The sequence below is a fragment of the Veillonella sp. AF13-2 genome (assembly GCF_003603295.1).
Lineage (GTDB): Bacteria > Bacillota > Negativicutes > Veillonellales > Veillonellaceae > Veillonella > Veillonella parvula_E.
The window spans coordinates 400,142-419,598 of sequence record NZ_QTMT01000001.1 but is presented as its reverse complement, the minus strand read 5'-3'; the positions used below and the strand labels follow the sequence as shown (position 1 = coordinate 419,598).

The following is a 19,457-nucleotide window of genomic DNA, read 5'->3' as shown; positions in this document are numbered from 1 at the left end:
GCGAAACCTCCTATTCTTGTACAACGCGAGGTACTTTAAAGTACCCATCCTCTGCTTCTGGAGCATTGGATAAAGCTAAATCATGATCAAGGGATGGTTTTGTTTCATCCTCTCTAAATACATTGTGCAATGGTACTGCATGAGCCATAGGCTCCACACCATCAAGTTCTAATGCATCTAGTTCAGCAACATAAGTCAAGATGTCGGACAACTCTTTTTCTACATGTGCCATATGTTCTTCCTTAACTTCCAAGCGTGAAAGTAAGGCGATTTTTTTAATTTCCTCTTGGCTGATTTTCATCGAGACACATCCTTTCATAATTATTTATTATAAAGCAAATAATATATATTTTCAAAATATTGTAGAATGTATGATTATTGGATTTCTCCCAGTTCGCGTAGGAGTTCTACAAACTCTTCTTCATTCATAACACGAATACCCAATTCATTTGCTTTAGTAAGTTTACTACCACTGTCTTCGCCAGCAATAACAAGGGTTGTTTTCTTAGAAACAGAACCTGTAACCTTAGCCCCATGAGCTTCAAGAATCTTACCAGCTTCACTGCGACCCATAATTTCAAGTTTACCTGTGAGAACGACGATTTCGCCTTCCATTTGGTTGCCTGCTGCTTCAACAACATCTACAGTCATCTTAAGTCCAGCTTCTGTTAAGCCTTCAATGATTTCTACATGAGCAGGATCTTGACGGTATTCAACAATACTATCTGCCATTGTAGGACCAATCTCTTCTACTGCAACGAGTTCTTCCTTAGTAATAGTCATGAATCGTTCCATAGATTTTACAACACTTGCAATTGTTCCGGCTGCCTTAGATCCAATTAGTCGAATACCAAGACCATATAGTACACGATCTAATCCGCGAGATTTAGAATCTGCGATAGCTTTTACCAAATTCTCAGCAGACTTCTTACCCATTCGGTCCATGGTAACTAGTTGTTCGACCGTTAAATGATATAAATCAACAACATTGGTGATTAATTTGTTATTGATTAGGTTTTCTACAATACTAGGCCCGAGACCATCAATATTCATAGCATCGCGAGATGCAAAATGGATAATTTGTTCCTTTTCAATGGCAGGACAATGTTTATTGGTACAACGAACAGCGGCTTCACCTTCACGTCGGACTGCAGGAAATTCGCATACAGGACATGTATTAGGAATTGTAAAAGGCACTTCAGAACCAGTTCGTTTTTCAGGAACTACGCGAATAACCTCTGGAATGATCTCGGCTGCCTTGTGAATGATGACATGGTCACCAATGCGAATATCTTTTTCATTGATGAAGTCTTGATTATGTAATGTAACACGACTTACATTTGTACCGGATACGAATACAGATTCCAATTCACCAGTTGGAGTAAGAACACCTGTACGTCCTACATTGATAGTAATATCCTTAAGAACGGTTTCTACCTCTTCTGGTGGATATTTGTAAGCTGTAGCCCACTTAGGATCCTTCGCAGTACTGCCAAGTACCTCTTGGTCATCGAAACTATTAACCTTAATTACCATACCGTCTGTATCGTATGGCAACTCATGGCGCTTTTCACCCCAATAATTAATAGCCTCTATGACTTCGTCAATTGTTTTGCATACGCGGTAATGAGGATTTACAGAAAACTTGAACGTTTCTAGACTTTGGAGCAATTCCTCTTGGCTATGAATATTAGCTCCCACTTCAGAACCGATTGCATAGGCAAAGAATGCTAAATTACGACTAGCCGTAATGGCAGGATCTTGTTGACGCAAAGAACCAGCTGCTGCATTACGAGGATTTACGAAGGTAGGTAAGCCCTCTTCATCACGTTCTTCATTTATACGTTTAAATTCACTATGAGGCATATATGCTTCACCGCGAACCTCGATAAATTCTGGCGCATCCTCTAGATATAAAGGAATGGATTTAATAGTACGCACATTAGCAGTTACGTCTTCACCAACGCGACCATCACCACGTGTTACGGCACGTACAAACATGCCGTTCTCATAGTGCAAATTAACAGCTAAACCATCGATTTTAAGTTCTACCACATAAGCAGAAGGCTTATGACCTAATTCCTTCTCTACACGACTAGCAAATGCACGTACTTCATCAGCACTAAATACATTAGATAAGCTCAACATAGGGCGGCCATGGACGACCTTTTCAAAGGAACCTTCTACCTTCATGCCTACCCGTTGTGTTGGCGATGATGGCACAATATATTCAGGATGAGCTGTTTCCAAATCAACAAGCTCACGATATTTTTTATCATATTCAAAGTCACTCATTGTAGGAGCATCTTTTACGTAGTATAAATACTGCGCATGAGTTAGCTCTTGTTGTAACTCTTTAATTCTATCTTTCGGATTCATATTACATCCCTTTTATAGTGCAGTAACACTCTATACGTTCCTTACAAGTAAGGTAGAGAGGTTAACTGCCATACACAAATTTTATCCCTTCTTAACAGGTGCAAATTTTGCCATTACTACACGTACACCTTGTGTGGGGAATTCAATTGTCAGCTTCATACCAGCCCCTTCGCCGGCAACATTGATGACTTTACCATTGCCCCACTTGCTATGAATAGCCGTATCGCCAATATTCCAATCAGCAATCACTTCATTGCGAACGATTGGCTTTGTAACTGGTCGGCTTGTAACACTCATATGTTGCGGTACATGACGCTTAATATCATCAGGTACTTTACGCTTAGCACGCAAACCATCTACTAACTCTTCTGGAATTTCATCGATAAAACGAGATGGTAAATAGCTGCTAGTGCGTCCAAATACGGTACGCGTAGTGGCATTAGAAATATATAATTCCTTTTCAGCACGAGTAATACCTACATAAGCAAGGCGGCGTTCCTCTTCAATTTCCTCAGGGTTCATCAAGGTGCGACTATGAGGGAATAAACCTTCCTCCAAGCCACCTAAGAATACAATAGGGAATTCCAAACCTTTCGCAGCATGTAATGTCATCAATGTAACTTTAGACTCTTCTTGCTCGAAAGAATCAACATCATTTACAAGTGCTACTTGTTCCAAGAAGTCTTCCACTGTACCAGTTGGATTTGTATCTTGGAAGTCTTTAGCTACAGATAAAAGTTCACCGATATTCTCAGCGCGAGCCTGATCTTGTGGATCTGTACTCTCTTCTAATTGTGCCAAGTAACCGGTTCTATCGAGAATAGATTCTAAGATATCAAGTACCGTTTTATCTTCCATTTCAGCTACGAGAGTAAAGATAAGGATACCAAATTCCTCTAACTTTTCCTTTGTCTTACCTTTAATCGTATCTACTAGATGCAACTGTGTTAATGTCATAAACAAGGACGTGCCATTTGCGCGAGCATAATCTTGTAGTTTTGCCACTGTAGTAGCACCAATACTACGCTTAGGTACATTGATGATGCGCAATAAACTCAAATCATCGAATGGATTATATAACACGCGTAAGTAAGCTAAAACGTCCTTAATTTCTTTACGATCATAGAACTTCGTGCCCCCTACCATCGTATATGGCAGAGCCCGTTTAATCAGCGCTTCTTCAAGTACACGAGATTGAGCATTTGTACGGTACAAAATAGCCATATCACCATAAGGCACACCATGAATATCGTGCTTTTTAGCGATAGTATCGCCGATGAAAGCAGCTTCTTCATGTTCAGACTGAGCCGTAAAATGCTGAATTTTAGCCCCTTCTGTCTTATCTGTCCATAAATTTTTCTTAGGACGGCCTTCATTATTTTCAATTACCGCATTGGCTGCATCAAGAATAATCTTTGTAGAACGATAGTTTTGTTCCAACTTGATGGATGTACAGTTCGGATAATCCTTTTCAAAGTCCAAGATATTTTGAATATCTGCGCCACGCCATGCGTAAATACTTTGATCAGCATCACCTACAACGGCAATATTTTTCCAATGAGAGGCTAATAATTTAGCCAATAAATATTGAGCATGGTTCGTATCTTGATATTCGTCGATCATAACATAACGAAAACGTTTGCTATATTTATCTAACACAGCCTCATTGGACTGTAATAATTTAACAGCTACCAATAAAAGATCATCAAAATCTAGAGCATTATTCTTACGCAATTCCCGTTCATAATACTCATATACATCAGCAACCTTTTCTTGGTAAAAGTCTCTTGCTTGCTTTCTAAAATCTGAGGCAAATAACAATTTATTTTTTGCATCAGATATGGCACCAATCATAGCACCTACAGGATAGTATTTATCGTCGAGGTTTAATGCTTTTAAAGCAGCCTTAATAACAGCTTGAGAGTCAGATGTATCGTAGATTGTAAAGTTACTGTTATAACCTAAGAAGTTATCTAATTCAAAACGCAAGAATTTCGCACAGAAGCTATGAAATGTGCTGAGCCAAATGCGATTGGCTACATCACCAACAAGACCTTCTACACGGCTTTTCATCTCCTTAGCCGCTTTGTTGGTAAATGTAATCGCCAAGATTTCATATGGATTAACACCTTGAGCTAATAAATGTGCAATGCGAACGGTTAACACCTTTGTTTTACCAGATCCAGCACCAGCTAAAATCAATAAAGGGCCTTCCGTATGTTGAACGGCTTGTTGCTGCTCTTTATTTAAACCTGTTAGTAATGAATTCATCGGAACACCCCTATCGCCCTTACAAATACTATAGTTTGATAATCATATAAATAGAGAAGAAGAACGTTGCAAGCAACGTTCTTTATCTTTGTATACTACTATACTATTTCATAGCACCAAGAATTGGTGGTACGATTTGTTTTTTACGAGACATAGTATTTGGCAAGAATACACCATTGTCTTTAACTTCTTTTTCGAATGCTTTTGTTACTACAGCCTCAACATCACCACTGAATAGCAATGTAGTGCTTTCATCAAGAATATTTGTAACCATAATGTAAGATGCATCGTAGTTGTTAGCACTGCGAAGAGCTTCTAAAGCCGCTACAAGTTCCCCTTGTTTAGCCAATACATCTGTTGTATCCATAACAGAAATTTGGCCGATAGAAATTGTTTTACCTGCTTCAGAAAATTCTTTCATATCAGTACGAACAATATCATCATTAGTCAAATCAGAAATGTCTGCACCAGCTTTTAACATATCAAGGCCATAAGATTCGATGTCAACACCAGCGATTTCAGCTAATTTATGAGCCATTTCTTTATCTGTTTCTGTGCATGTTGGAGAACGGAATAATACAGTATCAGAAATGATAGCAGATAACATCAAACCAGCAATACCTTTAGGAATTTCTTGATTGTTTTCTATGTATAATTTAGTAATGATTGTATTAGAGCAACCTACTGGTTCTAAACGCATGAATACAGGACCATCAGTTTCGAAATCACCAATGCGGTGATGATCCACAACACCGCACATATTCATAGACTTGTAACCGTCAATGATTTGTTTAGATTCATTGTGGTCTGTTAGGTATAAGTTGCCACCTTCTGGAGCAAATTCTTCCCAGTTCTTAACGATTTGTGGATGTTCAAAACCAAAATGGTTCAAAATGTATGTTGTTTCTTTGTTCGCTTCACCTGCACATACTGGAGTTGCTGGTGTACCCATTTGAGTTAACAAATTAGCAAAAGAAATAGCAGAACAAATGGAATCTGTATCAGGGCTTTTATGACCTGCTACATATGTTTTTACTTCACTCATAATATACCTCTTTTATATTAATTTCACACTTAATATCGACTTACGTCAATCCGATTTTTAACTCTATTATTATATCATAAATTATATAAAAAAACACGCCACTACTAAGTAGTGGCGTGTTTTTATCATTCTACAAAATTATCTAATGTAGATGATTAGTCGTGATTTTTTTTGCGGTTTGTCAATAAACCAGGCCCAAGTGTTTCAATGATGATAAACAACATTGGAATGATAAAGATACCAAACAATGTTGCTGTTGTCATCCCTGCTACTACTGTAATACCCATAGTTGTTCTAGCACCAGAACCAGCACCAGAAGACAATGCCAATGGCAATACACCAAGGATAAACGCAAAGGATGTCATCAAGATTGGACGTAAACGAATTTTTGCAGCTTCGATAGCGGCATCAACAACGTTCATACCACGTTCGTCTACACGAATCTTAGCGTACTCGATGATTAAGATCGCATTTTTTGCGGCCAAACCAACAAGGGTCAAAAGACCGATTTGCATATAAATATCGTTAGCTAAGGAATATCTACCTGTAAAATTCAACAAGAATGGAACTAAAGAAGCTCCAATCATACCAGATGGTACAGAGAACAATACGGCAAATGGAACCTTCCAAGATTCATACAAAGCAGCCAAGATTAAGAATACAAATACTAGACCTAAACCAAGAATCATGATGGTTTGAGAACCAGCTTTCAATTCTTCACGAGATTGACCTGCCCAGTCATATGTATAACCAGCTGGTAACGTTTTAGCTGCCGCCTCTTTCAATGCATTAATAGCATCACCAGAGGAGTAACCACGTGCTTGAGAACCGCCGATTTGTACAGCCATAGCATTATCAAAACGTGTAATACTAGATGGCATACCAGTTTGTTCCTTCGTAATATAGTTAGAAACTGGAACCATAAGGCCCTTACTATTACGAACAGCTAACATATTAAGCTGATCTGCATTTTGACGATAAGCGTCTTCAGCTTGAACTACTACTTTGTAGTTTTTACCATATGTAGTAAAGTCATTGACTTGAATACTACCATAGAAACCTTGTAATGTAGTAAAAATATCTGCTAATGCCACACCATCTTGGGCCGCTTTTTCGCGGTTTACATCAAATTGTAAGGATGGTGTAGATGTATCGAAGGTAGTGTAAACAGATTGAATGGCAGGGCTCTTACGAGCTTCTGCTAAGAATTCATTAGCACGTTCCGCCATAACTTGTGGGCTATCACCAGCTTTGTTGATGATGTACATGCTAAAACCACCAGTAGTACCAAGACCAGGAATAGATGGTGGATTCAATGCAATAACTGTAGCTTCAGGAACACCTTGTGCAGCAAAGCCAAATGTTTGACCAATCATAGCATTAATGGATGTAGCTTGTGTTGTACGATACTTCCAGTCAGACATGGTTGCAAAAATTACACCAGCACTAGATTTTTGACCGCCACCTAAAAGGTCAAAGCCTGCTACAGTAAATACTTCTTGGAATAATTGTTCATCCTTAGGCTTTTCAGGATCATTTTTACCTTCCAAGAAAGATGCGATTTTTTCAAGTGTAGCCATAGTACGTTCTGATGTAGCACCAGGTGGCTCATTAACAGCAATCATGTAGTAACCACTATCCTCTGCAGGTACAAAGGATGTTGGTAAGAAGTGGAATACTAAACCTGTACCACCAGCAAAGATTAATAATGCAATAACAGTTAAGCTCAAACGATGGCTTAAACGAGCCAATTGGATACCATACCAATTGCTAAAACGCTCTAAAGCTGCATTAAATTTGTTTAACTGACGATGTACCCAGTCTTCACGTTCTTTTGGTGTGTGAGGTTTTAACATCGTAGCACATAGGGCTGGTGTCAAAACAAGAGCGACAATCGCAGAAATAACAACAGATACAGCGATTGTTAAAGCAAACTGTTTGTAAAGGATACCTGTCATACCACCCATGAAGGCAACCGGTACGAATACCGCTACCAATACAAAGGCGATACCAATTACAGGGCCTTGTACATTTTCCATCGCTTTAATAGCCGCCTCTTTAGGAGACAAACCATTATATTGTAATTCGTACTCTACCGCTTCTACTACTACGATAGCATCGTCAACTACGAGGCCGATAGCCAATACCATGGCAAATAGAGTTAATGTATTGATGGAGAAATCTAATAATACGAATGCCCCAAATGTACCAAGCAAAGATACTGGCACAGCAATCATCGGGATAATTGTAGAGCGCCAAGATTGTAAGAATACATATACTACAAAAAGAACGAGTAGCAATGCTTCTACAAAGGTATGCTCTACCTCATTAATTGAAGCACTTACGAATTTTGTATTATCTACAACTACGTTATATTGCATATCTGGTGGGAAGGATTTAGATTGTTCATCCAACACCTTCTTAACATTAGCAATTGTTTCTAATGCATTCGCATCATTTTGAAGAGAAATAGCAAAACCTGCTACCTCTTTATGAGCGGACTTAGCAATAAAGTCATAGCCTTTAGCTCCAATTTGAATGCGTGCAACATCCTTTAAATGTAACACCTTACCATTGGAACTTTTAATAGCAATGTTACCAAATTGTTCAGGTGTCACAAGACGACCTTCAATTTTGATAGGATATTGGAATGCTTGTTCCCCATTAGTAGGATTTTGACCTACTGTACCTGCTGCAGCCTGTAAGTTTTGACCCTTAATAGCTGCCGTTACTTCAGAAATAGTAACACCAAGGTTTTGCATTTTGGCAGGATCTAACCAAATGCGCATAGCATAGTCAGAACCGAACTCTTGTACAGAACCTACACCCTTAATGGCTTTAATAGCATCCATCATATAGTTGGTACTATAGTTCTTTAAGAATGTAGAATCATAAGTACCATCAGGTGAGTTCAAGGAAAATACCATAGCCATATCACCAGAAGATTTAGTAGTTGTAACACCAACTGCTTGTACCTCTGCAGGTAATTGAGCAAGTGCTGCTTGTACACGGTTTTGTGTATTAACCGTATCCATATCGGCATCTGTGCCTTGATTGAACTGAACAGTCAAAGAGTAACTACCATTACTAGAGCTACTAGATGTCATATAGTCCATATCTTGTACGCCTACGATTTGTGTTTCAATAACACTGGCTACCGTATCATTAACAACTTGAGCCGTTGCACCTGTATAGGCAGTGTTTACACGAACTGTAGGTGGAGAAATTTGTGGATATCGAGCTATCGGAAGGTTCATCATAGAAATGAGACCTACCAAGGTAATAACAATGGCTATTACAATGGCAAAGATAGGTCGATTAATAAAGAATTTCGACACGATCTAGCCCCCTTCTATTTTGTAGTTTTTAATTGTTCTTTTGAAAGCAATTTAGCATTAACCTTCACACCGTTTTTAACCTTAGTTAAGCCATCAACGATGATTGTGTCTCCAGGTGCTAAACCGGCTTTAATAATTGTATCGCTACCACTTGTACCGCCAACTTCAACACTTTTTTGTTCTACTACACCATCAGCATTTACAACATAGATAAAGTTTTTATCCATGATTTGAAGAATGGCACGACTAGGAACAAGAATAGCATCTTTAAGTTTTTGACCAGGAGAAATCACTGTAGCAAACATATTTGGCAACAACAAATGATCAGGATTTGGGAAAGATGCTTTCAACACAAGCTTACCTGTTGATTGATCAAGACTTTTTGCGGCTTGAACAATAGAACCCGGTTGATTATACGTTTCGCCATCAGCAAGTTTTAATTGAATATTTGGACCATTGGAATCATCGCCAGTTGGATTTTTCATGAAGTCAAGATATTCTTGCTCTGTCATACTAAATTCAACAAAGATAGGATCGATAGAATCAATAGTTACTAATGTTGTAGAACCTGCTTGTACAAATGTCCCCATATCGATATCATCCATACGTAATGTACCAGAATATGGTGCATATACCATTGTATCGCCATAGTTATCTTGAGCAATTTTTACGGATGCTTGGTATGCTTCATAAGCTGCCTTAGCTTGTTCTACAGTACTGCGTTGTGTATCTACACGTTGTTGCGCAATAGCATCTTGTTGAGCTAATGTTTCATAACGATTAAGGTCTACTTCAGCATTTTTATAGTTTGCATTAGCTTGAGCTGCTTGTGCTTCTGCATTAGCAAGAGTAGCTTCGTATTGACGAGAATCGATACGATATAATGGCTGGCCAGCTACAACTTGCTCCCCGCCTTTAACAAATTTTTCAACTACGTAACCAGTTACACGAGCATGTACAGCTACAGAGTTTTCTGCAACTACCGTACCAGCATAGGTTTGGTTTACCTGTGCATCACTTGCAGTAATTTTGTATGCATTGACACTCACGTCACCTGCTTGCTGTTGATTACTGCCACAACCAGCAACCATTACAGCGGATACAACGAGAGCCGCTAACATACGGGAATAACGGAACTTCATTATCTGTACTCCTTTACACGAAACTAATCATCTATGTGTCATAATTACATAAATTTCTTTATATATTTTACAGGATTATATAGATAAAGTCAATTTTTCCGATACCCCTCTACCTTTGTAGAACATAGATAAAATCTGATTAAACCCACATATATTGTATACAACAAAAATGTTAAAAACTATTGACATTTTATATTCAATATGAACTTAAATAGTTTTAGAATTATAAAACTATATATTACTAGTTTACTTTTTTTCAGTTAATACCGTATAACCATGATCCTCAACTAAGATTACTTCATTATTGTTTATCGGCACTAATGGTATCTTATCTTGATAAGTATCTAATGTTTTCTGAGCAGTCTCTTCAAATGGATATTCCCCTATATGAGGTAAAACATAATGATTAAATACATTTACACCCATATAATCATCTAATTCAGATGCTATACTTTTATCATCCATTATCTGATTATATTCAATATTTTCAGACATAATAATTGCGCCAGCAGATTCACCAATATATAATAAGCCTTCTTTGATTCTTTCATAAAGTAGGCCTATAAGATTTTTCTTTTTCAGCTCTTGTAATAGATAAAATGTGTTACCACCAGATATACAGATACATTCAGTCTTTGAAAGTTTATTCTTTAAATAATCTTCATCATATTTAGAAATATCAATAATTTCCAATTCATATCCTAAAGACTTTAACATCTCAACACCTTCATCAATATATCCAGTATATGGTTCAACATTTCCAGCAGTAGGAATAAAAATTATTTTATTTGAAACCATTTTTGAAAGATACTTTTTTGTTATACTTTTTGCTCCTGCTAAATATGACATAAGTAAAATTTCCATGTCTTATCACCTCTAAGATTCTTTATTTAAATTAATATGAAAATTTTATGTTTAATATACAAAAAACCGCCTAAGAATCTACCTAGACGGTTTTAAAACCATTTAATCGGCTGTTCTATATCAATTATAGCCGAATAATCACAAATTTATCTGTAAGCGCAGACTTATTTCTTAAAATGTACGCTTCTATTTTGGTGGAGATGAGGGGAGTCGAACCCCTGTCCAAAAGTGTTGCCATATAGACTTCTCCGAGCACAGTCTATGATTTAAGTCTCAGGTTGCTATCGCTCACAGACAAGCTACACAACCCCAGTTCATATTGTCTCGCCTAATTCATATGAACAACTAAATTAGACCAGCCTACTGTTTGACGTCCATTCACACTTGGTAGGCACAAGTATGAGGGACGTAGCTTATGCAGCTAATGCAAAATTTTCTTCTGCGTTTAAATGTTTTCCCACCGTTTAACGGCCTCATGGAACGCCGACTCGCTATCTATACCACACGCACCCCTGTCGAAACCTTTACATCCCCGTGCGTCGGTTTAATAATTATAAGCCTATTTGGTATTACTGTCAATTGTATGAAACCTTTACAGTTCAGATATATTCACTCTTCTTAGACTACTCGATTTATCTAATATAGACTAATTAACCAATCAATTTAGGATTCTTTTAATACTGTCTTTATTTAGATATATTATCTACTATCATGAGTCTAATTGCTTCAAAGCATTATGCAGTGATTGGCACACATAATCAATTTGTTCTTTATTATGAGCAGCTGTAACGGTTAAACGAATTCTACTTTCACCAACAGGAACTGTAGGCGGACGTATCGCTGTACCTATAATTCCAGCATTGTATAAATAATTTGATACTGTTAGAGTATCCTCATTACTACCGATAAGTATTGGGAAAATTGGAGTATCATTCGTAGCATATATTCCTATAGAATTTAAGCAATCTGCCATATAGTTCACATTATTTTGTAGTCGCCTTAAAACAGATGTATCAGACTCAAGAACATGTAATGCAGCCAGGGCTGCCCCTATGTCAGCAGGAGATAATGCAGTGGAGAATATAAAGCTACGACTCATATTCACAAGATAATCAATGATGGTGCTATTAGCAGCTACATAGCCGCCAACAGAACCTAACGATTTGCTCAATGTACCTAGCTGAATATCCACTTCTTTTTCAAGACCATAATAAGCAGCCGTTCCATGACCGCTACCAATGGTACCCGTCGCATGAGCATCGTCTACCATAAGTAAAGCATTATACTCACGGCTAAGCTCGTAGAGCTTATCCAATGGAGCTATATCGCCATCCATGCTAAATACACCATCTGTGACAATTAGCTTTCTTGTATTTCGTTCTACTTCTTTCAATAAATACTTTAATTCGTCTACATCACAATGGTTATAAGCCTTTACAGATCCTCTACTCAGTCTACAACCATCTATAATACTAGCATGATTTAAAGCATCGCTAAAAATAATAGTATTCTTATCTGCTATGGCAGAAATGGTTCCTACATTTGCCATGTAACCCGTATTAAATACGAGGGCTTTTTCTGTATTCTTAAATTTTGCTAGTTCTCTTTCAAGATCTGTAAACAAGGGAAATGTACCGGATACTAGACGCGATCCACCTGATCCAGTACCATATTGTTGAGCCCCTTTAATGGCCCCTTCTATTACACGTTCATCAAAAGTAAGCCCTAAATAGTTATTTGATGCCATCATCAAATATTCTTTATCATCTCTTCTAACCCGTACTGCGTCTATAGGGCAATATTCCGTTAATGTGCGCAAATTTAGGTTATTGATTTTATTATCTAATTGCTCTTGGAAGAATTTATACATACAATCACCGCTGAACAAGTACTGGTGCTTTTTCCAAATACTTGATTACACAGTCCACATCAGTATTTGTTTTAACAAAAAATACACGCCCTCCTAGATTAGATCCAAATTCTTTCATGCTAGGAATTCGATGGTAAATATCATTGCAAGCCACATAGCCTACTGTGTAATCAGGATCATCAGACCAACATAATTCACCTACAATCCCTTCAGCAGATTGTACTTTAGAGGCCAATACTAAGGCCTCTCTCATATGTTCATTATCCCCTAGTTTTTCAGAATCAAAGGAGTCCATATGACTCACGCGAACACCACGGTTACCAGAATCTATGCGCTCACCAGAAATTGCGTCAACCAACATAGCACCTCGCATAGATGAATCTAAACCTTCTAATAGATAAATAGCATGTTTAACAGCAGTTTCACTAATATCAGCGCCCTGTAAAAGTTCAACAGCTAATTGATGCGCCTCAGCAACAGTATTAGCAAAATGTTCATTTACTTTTAAGCATTCTATATATGTAATTGTTTCTGAAGGAATCAAGTCCACTGTAATATTGATAAAATCAGCTGTCCCCTTACTATGATGTAGTGCTCGTTCGGCTAAAGACTGAGCGATAGCTCCAACTTGATTTAAGGTCACAATGCGTTCTGCGCCAGAAATATGGTGGCCCCCGTTTTCATGGGGACCACCTTGAGCCGCGCGCATACGCACACTATATAATTCGTCCATTATGATACCTTACCTTTAACTACATTACTTTGAGGTACTTGGTTGTGAATTTTATGGAATACTTTCACAAATACTGGTGCCATAATTACTGTAAAGATCATACCTGGAACTGCGAGAGCTATCATCGGTAATGCAGCCTTACCAACGTATAAAGACAAGGATAATCGCGCTAAAGCAGATGCAATTGGACCAGAAACCATAATACCTATCATGTGATTATGGCAAATCCAAAGGATTAGTCCCACAATGAGCCGGAATTGCATAGCAATCATAACATTTAAAATAGTTTGAGTACCTAATGCTAAGCCTATTAGACTAGATAAACAACCACTTATAATATACTTTTTAAATCCGAATACGGCACATATCGCTACCGCCAACGGGGCTGATAGTTGAAACTCTATACCTGGAATGACATTAGGTATTTTAATAGCCCCTAATACAGTAATCATGGCAGTTAAAATAGCAACCTCTGTAATGTACCGAATGTTCTGATTCATAATATATCTCCTCTACTTAGAAAATGTCAACTACAAACACCTCTTATTGTTTACATTATAAATTCTCACTGTATTTTTATCAACCACTAAAAATAATATAGTTAACAAATATATAAAAAAGAACCAAGCCATATCGACTTGATTCCTTATGACTCTTAATATTTTTGTTGTTCTTTGATTCGCTTAGCAATATCGCGCTTGGCATCACGTTCCGCCATATCTTGACGCTTGTCATAAAGTTTCTTACCAGTTACTAGACCTACAGTAACCTTTACATAACCGTGACTGAAATGAAAGTTTAGCGGCACTAAAGAAAATCCTTTTTCCTTAACTTGAGCATGTAACTTATTGATTTCAGATTTATGCATCAACAACTTGCGTGTCCGCTCCGGTTCATGGTTAAAACGATTACCTTGTTCATACGGACTGATATGTACACCATACAATAAAATTTCCCCTTTATCTATACGACAAAAGCTGTCCTTAAGATTAAGCTTACCTTGACGAATAGACTTTATTTCAGTTCCTGTTAAAGCAATACCAGCTTCATAGGTTTCATGAATATGAAAATCATGACGCGCCTTACGATTGTCAGCAATAAGCGATGGGCTAGATTTCTTTGCCATATTCTCCTCTATCGTTTACGTTTACTTTTAGATTTTTTAGATTGACTACGTTTTGTAGCTTTATTTGACTTCTTGCGACTCGATTTACCTTTTTTAGATTTTTTACTGAAAGCATCATATCTAGAACGCCCAGCTTTTGAATCATCTCGTTTAGAAGTTTTTCTACCGTTTTTTCGGGATGACTTTCGCCCCTTTAGATTTCCAAAACCATCACGACTAGTAGCATGGTCAGAGCCACTACTCAATTGTTCTTGGATAGCCATCAGATTATCTACTTCACCAAGAACAAAATCGATTTGTTTCTTTTCTACATCGGCTTTTACAAGTGTAACAGTAACCTTTTCACCTAAGTGATAGGTTTTACCTGTCCGCTTACCAACAAGAACAAAATGTTCTTCGTCAAAGAAATAATAATCGTCGTTCATCATGCTAATATGCACGAGACCGTCGATACCATTCTCTAACTCTACGAACATGCCAAAGGAGGTTATGCTCGCAATAGTGCCTTCAAAAACTTCACCTACAAATGGAACCATGTATTGAGTCTTCTTTAGATCCGTAGTTTCTCGTTCTGCCTCGGTTGCCACTTGTTCTTGTATGGAAGAATGTTCCACAGCACCAGCTAAGAAAGCTTCATCTACATCTCGTTTAGAGTATCCACCCTTCCAGTGCATATCCGCTTTTAAAAGTCGATGTACCATCAAATCCGGATAACGTCTAATGGGAGATGTAAAATGCGTATAGCAAGTGGATGCTAACCCAAAATGGCCGACGTTTTCAATGCTATATTTCGCTTGCTGCATAGAACGTAAGGTCATAATTTGAGCCACTTGCTCGATATCTTGTCCCTTCACTACATCAAGGATTTTTTGGAAATCTCGTGGTGTTACACCATCAGCACTAAGGACAAGAGTTTGACCTAAATAATGTAATACCTTTTGGAATAAATCCAATTTTTCTTCACTAGGATGTTCATGAATACGATATACCGATGTACGTTGAGTATCCTTTAAATGCGTAGCTACCGTCTCATTAGCAATGAGCATACATTCTTCGATAAGCCGCTCTGCCATAGTTCGATCGCGTTTTACGATACGCAACGGTGTACCATCGAGATCAAGTAATACCTTATATTCCGAAAAATCAAAGTCTAATGCCCCTCTACGACGACGCATACGATTTAAAATCTTAGAAATTTCTGCTAAGTCACGAAGCATAGGAATAAAATCTACTAAATCGTCAGGAACAATATTTTCCTCTAACGCTTTATAAACTTCTTTATAGCTGCAACGACGTCCTACATGGATAATAGACGGACGAATACGATAATTAACAACTGTACCTGAATCATCAATTTCCATCATACACGTCATAGCATAGCGATCTTCATGGGCATTTAAACTACAAATACCATTCGATAATACCTCTGGTAACATTGGTACTACGCGGTCCACTAAGTAAACTGAAGTCCCCCGCTTGTATGCTTCATTATCAATAGGCTGGCCTGAAGTAACATAATGACTAACATCCGCAATGTGTACGCCTAGCTCATAATTACCATTTGGTAATTTACGACCACTTACAGCATCATCAAGATCTTTTGCATCTTCTCCATCGATAGTTACCATTTGTAAGTCTCTAAGATCCCACCGCTTCGGATCTTCATGAACAATAGTATCTATCTTCTCACTTGCCTCAATTACCTCTTTAGGGAATGCAAAAGGAATCTTATGATTAGCCATAATACAGTTAATGTCTAGGCCTACATCCCCCTTATAGCCTAAAATTTCTGTTATAATTCCTTCAGGTTTTTTATTGCCTTCAGGCCATTTTGTAATTTTTACTAGTACCTTAGCTCCACTCCGAGCATCTAAAGTATCTTTTAAATCTACAAAAATATCTGTTCCAATACGTTCATCATCTGGTACAACAAAGCCGAAGTGTTGTTGTCTGTCGTAAGTACCAACTATGGTTTCATTAGCACGCTCAATAACATCAACGATGATGCCTTCACGTTTATGCTTTGTATAATCTGATGGTACAATACGAACACGTACCTTATCATTATGCATAGTAGTTCCTTTATTTTGTTCTGCTACATAAATATCTTCATCATTTAGCATAATAACAAATCCATAAGATTTACGATATCCTTTGTAGATACCTTCATATTCTTCATGCTGTTGATCTTCATATCGGTATACATCTGGTCGAGATGAAGTTAATACGCCTTCACGGGCGAGCATTTTCGCAGATCGAATAAACATTTCAAGATCTTTGCCACCTCGAATACGATTATCCATTGCTGCATCCTCAATATGGTATGCATGTGGTTGTATAGATTTATAAAAGTCCAATACCTTCTTCTTCAAATCTGCACCCCCTTATTAGGATGAAAAAAGAAAAAGCCTGCAAAGCAGGCTTTCATCATTAGAATTGATTAATCATTGCCCCTAACACTAAGCTCAACACAGCAAAGATAATCCCCAATATAATCGTACATTTAGATAAGAAAGCATCTAAACCGCGTTGCTTACCACCAAAAGAAGAGTCTGCCGCACCAGAAACAGCACCGCCCATGCCTGCATTTTTGCTATTTTGTGCAACAACTACTACAATTAATAAAATAGATACGATTACTTCTACAATCATTAAGAAATTTGTCACGACTGTCATCCTTCCTGTGATGCTCGATGCGAGCCCAATACACGATGTTCTAAATACTTCTCTAATTTACGTTTTACCCTTTGTAGCGCATTATCAATAGATTTAACACTACGATCTGTGACCTCAGCCATTTCTTGATAGGAACGTCCATCAAGGTATCCTTCCAAGACTTCCCATTCGAGATCACTTAAAATATGACCAATATTGCGCTCAATATCATCTAGTTCCTCTTGACTGATAATGAGGTCTTCAGGATTTGTAATCTTTGTTGAAGATAGCATTTCAATCAATGTACGCTCAGAGTCCTCTGTATACACCGGTTTATTTAAGGATATATAGGAGTTCAAAGGCGCATGTTTTTGTCTTGTAGCCGATTTAATAGCTGTAATAATTTGTCTAGTTATACAAAGTTCCGCAAAGGCTCTAAAAGACGCTAATTTATCATGTTTAAAATCTCGCGTCGCCTTATAGAGTCCAATCATCCCTTCTTGGATGATATCCTCTCGGTCGGCACCTACCAAAAAATAGGAGCGAGCCTTAGCTCTTACAAAGTTCTTATATTTATTAACAATATAATCGATTGCAAACTCATTTTGCTCTTCCTGAGCTATGACCACAACTTGCTCATCGGTCATTTCCTTGAAATTGTAATCGGACTTGCGTGTATGAATCATTTTCATAAGCTCCTCCTTACAATTGAGCGAGAAAAACCAATATATTTATTATACTGGAACGGTATATGATTTTCAACTATCAATGACCTCGACGCAATTTCTCGAGCTTTTCAGCAACTTCAGGAGATAATAAACCTCCCACTTCATTACGACGCACTGAGAATTGATCACGTCTATGTTCATGAGCATATTGAAGTCGTTCTTCTTCCTTAGCAATACGAATCATATTTTGCAACTCACGAGCAGGAATGCGCAACCCGCCAGAGCCTAGAATTTGATTCTGTTCTGCCCCATCGGAGGTTACAACATATACATTAGTATATTTGCCTTTACGTAAAAATACCTCTCGTTCAATAAAGGAATCCGCCGTTTCTCCATCCTCAGTATACACTTCGATAAATCCACTTGTAATAGATTCAATGGAACCTCCAGATTTTGTATACTTACCATCAAATACAAGGATTACTTCGTAACCCTTAAATTTACCATAGTTCAACAATCTATCTCGAAGCTCCATTCTCGCATGTTCTAAAGACTCATGAGCCAATTTTTTCAAATGAGTCCAAGCAAAAATAACATTATAGCCGTCTACAATTAAAATATCTTTTAGCATGATTATTTCGCCTGGCGTTGACGTACCGCCTCATACATAAGAACTGCAGCTGCAACAGATGCATTCAAAGAATTCAAATTTCCATACATAGGAATTGTTACAAGGAAATCACAAGCTTCTTTTACAACGCGACTAATCCCCTTACCTTCATTACCAATGACTATAACCGTAGGAATTGTCATATCTGCTTCATACAAGGTACGATCACCTTCCATATGAGCCCCCATTACCCAAAATCCTTGTTTTTGAAGTTGTTTAATGGTTTGCACTACATTGCCAATTTGTACAAGTGGAATTTGTTCAATAGCTCCAGCAGATGTCTTTGCAACAGTAGCATTAATAGGCGCATTATGTCGTTTAGGAATGAGTACAGCCGTAGCTCCCGCACATTCAGCAGTACGAATGATAGCTCCCATATTATGTGGGTCTTCAACCCCATCCGTTAAGATGAGTAAAGGAACCTCATGTGTCGTTTCTTGTAATACCTCTCCCAATTCTTTAAATTGAACGGCCGATACAAGAGCTATAACCCCTTGATGTGGTACCTCCAAATCGTACTTATTCATCTGTTTAACTGGTGTAGGTCTAACTTCAATTCCTTGAGATTTAGCAAGGCCTACAATATCAGCTAACCCTGTTTTTACCTTATCTTCACTGACCAGAATACGTTGAATAGAACGGCCACTTTTAAGGGCTTCTTTAACCGCATTGCGACCTACAATATAATTATCCATA

Annotated in this window: 16 protein-coding genes and 1 other RNA gene; all 17 read right to left on the bottom strand. The window is 37.8% G+C overall.

Translation table 11 applies throughout. From position 1 onward, the window contains the following. Positions 1 to 10 precede the first annotated feature (10 nt). A complete protein-coding gene (gene gatC / locus DWV85_RS01970) occupies positions 11 to 301 on the bottom strand; it encodes an Asp-tRNA(Asn)/Glu-tRNA(Gln) amidotransferase subunit GatC (protein WP_004696952.1) in 291 nt (96 codons plus the stop codon). A gap of 74 nt (positions 302 to 375) precedes the next feature. After that, a complete protein-coding gene (gene ligA / locus DWV85_RS01965; protein WP_077708461.1) occupies positions 376 to 2,379 on the bottom strand; it encodes an NAD-dependent DNA ligase LigA in 2,004 nt (667 codons plus the stop codon). Between the two features lie 81 nt (positions 2,380 to 2,460). Then, positions 2,461 to 4,650, bottom strand: a complete 2,190-nt coding sequence (pcrA, locus tag DWV85_RS01960; RefSeq protein ID WP_077708462.1) for a DNA helicase PcrA — start codon at positions 4,648 to 4,650, stop codon at positions 2,461 to 2,463. Between the two features lie 103 nt (positions 4,651 to 4,753). Beyond that, positions 4,754 to 5,695 (bottom strand): manganese-dependent inorganic pyrophosphatase, encoded by a 942-nt coding sequence (locus DWV85_RS01955; RefSeq protein WP_077708463.1) that lies wholly within the window; start codon positions 5,693 to 5,695, stop codon positions 4,754 to 4,756. A gap of 155 nt (positions 5,696 to 5,850) precedes the next feature. Further along, positions 5,851 to 9,033: a multidrug efflux RND transporter permease subunit gene (locus DWV85_RS01950; protein ID WP_077708464.1), complete on the bottom strand. Its 3,183-nt coding sequence runs from the start codon at positions 9,031 to 9,033 to the stop codon at positions 5,851 to 5,853. A 14-nt stretch (positions 9,034 to 9,047) separates the two neighbouring features. Further along, the gene (locus DWV85_RS01945) at positions 9,048 to 10,175 is read right to left on the bottom strand and encodes an efflux RND transporter periplasmic adaptor subunit (protein WP_077708465.1); all 1,128 of its coding nucleotides are present in this window, start codon (positions 10,173 to 10,175) and stop codon (positions 9,048 to 9,050) included. Positions 10,176 to 10,421: 246 nt separating this feature from the next. Next, entirely contained in the window at positions 10,422 to 11,039 is a 618-nt protein-coding gene (locus tag DWV85_RS01940; RefSeq protein ID WP_123137912.1) for a Type 1 glutamine amidotransferase-like domain-containing protein, read from the bottom strand. A gap of 192 nt (positions 11,040 to 11,231) precedes the next feature. Next, positions 11,232 to 11,573, bottom strand: a transfer-messenger RNA (tmRNA) gene (gene ssrA, locus DWV85_RS01935). Positions 11,574 to 11,748: 175 nt separating this feature from the next. After that, complete coding sequence (gene bioF, locus DWV85_RS01930) at positions 11,749 to 12,909, bottom strand: 8-amino-7-oxononanoate synthase (RefSeq protein ID WP_101928321.1); 1,161 nt, start codon at positions 12,907 to 12,909, stop codon at positions 11,749 to 11,751. A 4-nt stretch (positions 12,910 to 12,913) separates the two neighbouring features. Continuing rightward, positions 12,914 to 13,642 (bottom strand): 6-carboxyhexanoate--CoA ligase, encoded by a 729-nt coding sequence (locus DWV85_RS01925; RefSeq protein WP_101928322.1) that lies wholly within the window; start codon positions 13,640 to 13,642, stop codon positions 12,914 to 12,916. Then, on the bottom strand, positions 13,642 to 14,142 hold the full coding sequence (locus tag DWV85_RS01920; protein WP_101928323.1) for a hypothetical protein: 501 nt from the start codon (positions 14,140 to 14,142) through the stop codon (positions 13,642 to 13,644). The genes DWV85_RS01925 and DWV85_RS01920 overlap by 1 nt, the downstream gene beginning before the upstream one ends. Positions 14,143 to 14,297: 155 nt before the next feature. Further along, the gene (gene smpB / locus DWV85_RS01915; RefSeq protein ID WP_004695987.1) at positions 14,298 to 14,768 is read right to left on the bottom strand and encodes an SsrA-binding protein SmpB; all 471 of its coding nucleotides are present in this window, start codon (positions 14,766 to 14,768) and stop codon (positions 14,298 to 14,300) included. A gap of 8 nt (positions 14,769 to 14,776) precedes the next feature. Continuing rightward, positions 14,777 to 17,140: a ribonuclease R gene (gene rnr, locus DWV85_RS01910; RefSeq protein ID WP_123137911.1), complete on the bottom strand. Its 2,364-nt coding sequence runs from the start codon at positions 17,138 to 17,140 to the stop codon at positions 14,777 to 14,779. A 58-nt stretch (positions 17,141 to 17,198) separates the two neighbouring features. Then, the gene (gene secG / locus DWV85_RS01905; RefSeq protein WP_004695991.1) at positions 17,199 to 17,435 is read right to left on the bottom strand and encodes a preprotein translocase subunit SecG; all 237 of its coding nucleotides are present in this window, start codon (positions 17,433 to 17,435) and stop codon (positions 17,199 to 17,201) included. A 5-nt stretch (positions 17,436 to 17,440) separates the two neighbouring features. Continuing rightward, a complete protein-coding gene (gene sigH, locus DWV85_RS01900) occupies positions 17,441 to 18,115 on the bottom strand; it encodes an RNA polymerase sporulation sigma factor SigH (protein WP_119563007.1) in 675 nt (224 codons plus the stop codon). A gap of 73 nt (positions 18,116 to 18,188) precedes the next feature. Further along, positions 18,189 to 18,722, bottom strand: a complete 534-nt coding sequence (locus DWV85_RS01895; protein WP_004695995.1) for an NYN domain-containing protein — start codon at positions 18,720 to 18,722, stop codon at positions 18,189 to 18,191. Positions 18,723 to 18,724: 2 nt separating this feature from the next. Further along, a complete protein-coding gene (gene rlmB, locus DWV85_RS01890; RefSeq protein ID WP_024061847.1) occupies positions 18,725 to 19,456 on the bottom strand; it encodes a 23S rRNA (guanosine(2251)-2'-O)-methyltransferase RlmB in 732 nt (243 codons plus the stop codon). Position 19,457 lies beyond the last annotated feature (1 nt).

Coding starts and splice junctions, on each gene's coding strand:
- gatC (WP_004696952.1), bottom strand. CDS start 301: ATGAAAATCAGCCAAGAGGAAATTAAAAAAATCGCCTTACTTTCACGC.
- ligA (WP_077708461.1), bottom strand. CDS start 2,379: ATGAATCCGAAAGATAGAATTAAAGAGTTACAACAAGAGCTAACTCAT.
- pcrA (WP_077708462.1), bottom strand. CDS start 4,650: ATGAATTCATTACTAACAGGTTTAAATAAAGAGCAGCAACAAGCCGTT.
- DWV85_RS01955 (WP_077708463.1), bottom strand. CDS start 5,695: ATGAGTGAAGTAAAAACATATGTAGCAGGTCATAAAAGCCCTGATACA.
- DWV85_RS01945 (WP_077708465.1), bottom strand. CDS start 10,175: ATGAAGTTCCGTTATTCCCGTATGTTAGCGGCTCTCGTTGTATCCGCT.
- DWV85_RS01940 (WP_123137912.1), bottom strand. CDS start 11,039: ATGGAAATTTTACTTATGTCATATTTAGCAGGAGCAAAAAGTATAACA.
- bioF (WP_101928321.1), bottom strand. CDS start 12,909: ATGTATAAATTCTTCCAAGAGCAATTAGATAATAAAATCAATAACCTA.
- DWV85_RS01925 (WP_101928322.1), bottom strand. CDS start 13,642: ATGGACGAATTATATAGTGTGCGTATGCGCGCGGCTCAAGGTGGTCCC.
- DWV85_RS01920 (WP_101928323.1), bottom strand. CDS start 14,142: ATGAATCAGAACATTCGGTACATTACAGAGGTTGCTATTTTAACTGCC.
- smpB (WP_004695987.1), bottom strand. CDS start 14,768: ATGGCAAAGAAATCTAGCCCATCGCTTATTGCTGACAATCGTAAGGCG.
- sigH (WP_119563007.1), bottom strand. CDS start 18,115: ATGAAAATGATTCATACACGCAAGTCCGATTACAATTTCAAGGAAATG.
- DWV85_RS01895 (WP_004695995.1), bottom strand. CDS start 18,722: ATGCTAAAAGATATTTTAATTGTAGACGGCTATAATGTTATTTTTGCT.
- rlmB (WP_024061847.1), bottom strand. CDS start 19,456: ATGGATAATTATATTGTAGGTCGCAATGCGGTTAAAGAAGCCCTTAAA.